Below are 3996 nucleotides of genomic sequence, written 5' to 3'. Positions count from 1 at the left end.
ACCAACTCGGCCTTCGGCCGTCCCGTCCTCGCCACCCGGCCATCATGCCGAATCAACCCTGACTTACGCAGCGAATTCCAGACTCAGGACACTAGACGAGTAAGTCCGATGTATTCGGTGATCGAATGCGACCAGTGACCGCGTGCTCGGGGCGCCGGTCTCGTGGTTGCGCCAGATTGCTGCGGCCCTCGTTCAAGCGGGAGAAGCAGCGCAAGGGCGAGGGCCTGCTCAAGTCGGTGCGGCAGCTGATCGAGTCCGTGAACGACACCCTCAAGGGGCAGTTGGACCTGGAGCAGCACGGCGGACGGACCTTCGAGGGCGTCGCCGTCCGTGTCGCCCAGCGCATCCTCGCCATGGCCGCCGCTAAGTTCGGCCCCACGCATGACCAGGTCATTCTCGAACTCCTTGGAGGCCAACTCCTTGGAGGCGAAGCCCTTGTCCGCGATGATCAGCAGTCCGGGCCGGTCGGCGACCAGGTCTTCATCGACGTCGAGCATGGCCTGGAGCACTTCGCGTTCGTCGAGTTCGGGTTCGCCAACGCCCACAGGATCGGCATCCCGGTCGGCGTGCACACCAGGTACAGGTGCAGCCCGCAGAAGAAGCGGGTGTGGGAGGCGCAGTACCCGTATCCGGCCCAGCCGGCCATCTCCGAGCATTTCACCGTCGGCCGGGAGCGGCCGCATTCCACCGGTGCGGAGTCCACGATCCAGTGGTTGTCGAACCAGAAGTCCATGTCCGTTGCGAGCAGCCGTATCGCCTTCTTGACCAGCGGCAACCCGGCCCTGAGCCGCTTGTTGCACCCGGACTGCTGCGGCAGGTACGCGAACATCGCGGCGAGGTCCTTGCGGCGAACCGCGGCCACCGGGCCTCGGAGCGGAAGCCGAGCAGCGCCTGCGCGACCGCGAGCGTGACCAGCTCGGCATCGCTCAACTGCGGTGGGCAGCCCATCCATCGCTCCGCCTCCAACTCGTCGTCGATCTTCAGTACAGTGCGGTCAGCAGGGCGTCCAGGACTTCGTTCTTCACACAATGATCCACATCGCTTCGGTCGACAACCTCACCCATAACAGACGAGATCACCCCCACCAGGCGAGGAACGCACTAGGGCATCAAGGGCAATCTGCCTACGTCAAACGCCCTCTGAGGTCCGGCGCGTAAGACCGGAGGAGCCGCGAGGAGACGGCGGTTCAAGGAGTGGACAGGGGCTCGGCGACGATGGCCGTCGAGCCCCTGTCGGCCTCAGTGGAAGACCCGCTCCACGAACGCGTCGAGGTTGCCGCGCAGGCGCTCGATCTGCTGCTCGACAGTGAGGGACTCCTCCATGCGCCCGCCCGGTGCCGCCTTCTTCTTGCCCCGTACGTACAACGAGCAGTCCAGGTCGGCGCAGATGTAGAGGCCCACCGAGTTGCCTGCGCGGCCGGCCGGGCCTGCCTTGGGGGCGGTCATGAGGGAGACGCCGCTGCCGGGATGCGTGGTCAGGCACAGCGAGCACAGGCTGCGGCGCAGGAAGCCGCGGTTGCCGGAAGCGGAGCGCAGAGAAAGGCCGACGAGTTCATCGGCGCGTTCGACGACGAGATACTTGCGGTCGGGCGCGGACAGATCGAACCAGCCCAGGAAGTCCAGGCCGTCCCAGTGGTCGAGGTCCGCCAGGTTCTTGGGCAGGGGGAGGCGTTTGGCCTCGCCCTTCGAGCAGTTGGCGAACGAGGTACGGATGTCGTGCTCGGACAGGGGTTTCATGGAGGATCCTTCGAGGGGCGAGGCGGGACGGTGGCGGGACACGACCCCGGCTCGCTAGGCCGGTGCGCCGTGTCCGGCGTGCTTCGACGTCTTGTGCCGTACGGTGAGGCCCGCTACCAAGGCGGCGAGCAGCAGAACGCCCGCCGAGCACCAGTAGGCGACGGAGAAGCCGTGCACCATGCCTTCGTCGAGGGTCGCGCCGCCGTGGGCCGGATCGTGCACGTGCGAGTGGACGTAACGGCTGGTGGCGCCGGTGGCGATGGTGTTGAGCAGTACGGTGCCCAGCGAAGCGCCCATCTGCTGAACGGTGTTGAGGACAGCCGAGGCCACACCGGCGTCCTGCGCGGGCACGCCGGCGGTGGCCGTCGCGTAGACCGGCATGAAGGTCAGGCCCATGCCCAGACCGAGCAGCAGCAGGGCGGGCAGCACGTGCGGGACGTACTGCGCATGCACGGTCAGGCTGCTGAGCAGCAACATGCCGGCGGCGGCCATCACCATGCCGGACGACATCAAGGCGCGCGGCGCCGTGCGTGGCAGCAGGCGGGCCGCGATCTGGGTCGCGCCGATGACGATACCGACCGAAATCGGCAGGAAGGCCAGGCCCGTCCGCACCGGCGGGTAGCCGAGGACGACCTGCAAGTAGTACGTCAGGAACAGGAAGACGCCGAACATGCCGATGGTGGCCAAGCCCATCGTCGCGAGCGATCCGGCCCGGACACGGTCCTTGACGATGCGCAGCGGCAGCAGCGGGCTCGCCGCGCGGCTCTGCCACCACACGAAGGCGGCGAGCAGGATCACGCCGGCCACGAGCAGCGTGAGCACCGACGGGCTGGTCCAGCCGCGAGGTTCGGCCTCGCTGAAGCCGTACACGAGGGCGACGAGCCCGCCGCAGCCCAGCAGCGCGCCCGGCACGTCCAGGTGCCCGCCCCGGCGGCCGGAGCGGTCGCGCAGGAAGGCCGGTGCGCCGAGCAGGGCGGCCAGCGCGATGGGCACGTTGACGTACAGGGACCAGCGCCAGTTCAGGTACTCGGTCAGCAGACCGCCCACGATCAGCCCGACCGCACTGCCGCCGCCGGCCAGCGCACCGTAGACCCCGAACGCCCTGGCCCGCTCCTTGGGGTCGGTGAACGTCGTCGTCAGCAGCGACAGGGCCGAGGGCGCCAGGACCGCCGCGAACGCACCTTGCAGGGCCCGCGCCGCGAACAGCATCCCGGGACCGGCCGCCGCGCCGCCCAGCGCGGAGGCCGCGGCGAACCCGGCCAGGCCGATGACGAAGGTGCGCTTGCGGCCCACCAGATCGGCGATCCGGCCGCCGAGCAGCAGCAGCCCGCCGAAGGCCAGCGTGTAGGCGGTGATCACCCACTGCCGGTCGGCGTCCGACATGCCGAGAGCGCGCTGGGCGGAGGGCAGCGCGATGTTCACGATGGTGCCGTCAAGGATCACCATCAGCTGGGCGAGGGCGATGACGGCCAGCGCCCACCAACGCTTCGGATCCGGTGCCGGAGTCGCGGCGGGAACCTCGCGGTCCGGGGAACGGTCGGTGGCCGTGGAAGGGGCGGACGGGAGGGATTCCCCTCCGGGACGTTTCTTGCTCATGGCGATCACGCACGTTTCGTGTCGAAGTGCTGTCGAAACAGCCGGCCAGGGACGGTCGCAGTGGTGACGACGGGCCGGTGTACGCAGCACGGGGACACGGCATGGCGGTGGGGCAGCGGGAACCGAGGACAGCACCCGGGGCCTGCCTCACCAGCTGCGTGTCACTCACGCCGGCGCTCTTGCTGGTCGTGAGGCGGAGAGTGCCGAGATCACGGTGACCAGCAAAAGAAGGGCCCGTCTTCGGGCACGCGCCCCCGCGGCCCGCGCGGCGACGAACCGCGCAGGCCAGGACATCTCGTGACGCGGCATCTCAGGAAGATGCCGAAGACAAGAAACAAGAAGGGGGAAGAGCTCAAGAAGGGGGAAGAGCTACCGCGCGCCGCAGAGGAGGGAGGGCACACGGCCGGAGGCAACTATGGCCGCAACGCATTCAGCACGGTCCATGTCTCTCGCCTCCTTCCGGGCAGGGCACGCGGTGCGTGTCGACGCCGAACGCGCCGAGCGGGGCGGCAGAGAACCTGCCGCGCGAAATCCCGGACAGGATATCTCATCGACGCCACCGCGCGACCGGATTTACCGACCACCCGCGCACACACGGAAGGGGTTTGACGACGGCCCGGCGGAAAAACCCACCCGGGGTGGGGCCCCGCGGGGGGGTTTGTTT

Annotated in this window: 3 protein-coding genes and 1 pseudogene; 1 reads left to right on the top strand and 3 read right to left on the bottom strand. The window is 68.7% G+C overall.

Annotation, left to right across the window (positions count from 1 at the left end):
* Positions 1 to 170: 170 nt before the first annotated feature.
* A pseudogene (locus ACI2L1_RS04185) lies at positions 171 to 362 on the top strand (IS982 family transposase); the annotation flags it as partial.
* 86 nt (positions 363 to 448) lie between these two features.
* Here the strand turns inward: ACI2L1_RS04185 and ACI2L1_RS04180 are convergent.
* The 3 genes from ACI2L1_RS04180 to ACI2L1_RS04170 form a co-directional block, all read right to left on the bottom strand.
* Positions 449 to 862 (bottom strand): hypothetical protein, encoded by a 414-nt coding sequence (locus ACI2L1_RS04180; protein ID WP_404737765.1) that lies wholly within the window; start codon positions 860 to 862, stop codon positions 449 to 451.
* 376 nt (positions 863 to 1238) lie between these two features.
* Positions 1239 to 1736, bottom strand: coding sequence for an FBP domain-containing protein (locus ACI2L1_RS04175; protein WP_404737745.1), 498 nt, complete (start codon positions 1734 to 1736; stop codon positions 1239 to 1241).
* Between the two features lie 54 nt (positions 1737 to 1790).
* The gene (locus ACI2L1_RS04170; protein ID WP_404737744.1) at positions 1791 to 3332 is read right to left on the bottom strand and encodes an MFS transporter; all 1542 of its coding nucleotides are present in this window, start codon (positions 3330 to 3332) and stop codon (positions 1791 to 1793) included.
* Positions 3333 to 3996: the final 664 nt, after the last annotated feature.

This window comes from Streptomyces sp. NPDC019531 (genome assembly GCF_044903305.1).
Classification (GTDB): Bacteria; Actinomycetota; Actinomycetes; order Streptomycetales; family Streptomycetaceae; genus Streptomyces.
This window is presented reverse-complemented; position numbering and strand designations above follow the sequence as displayed.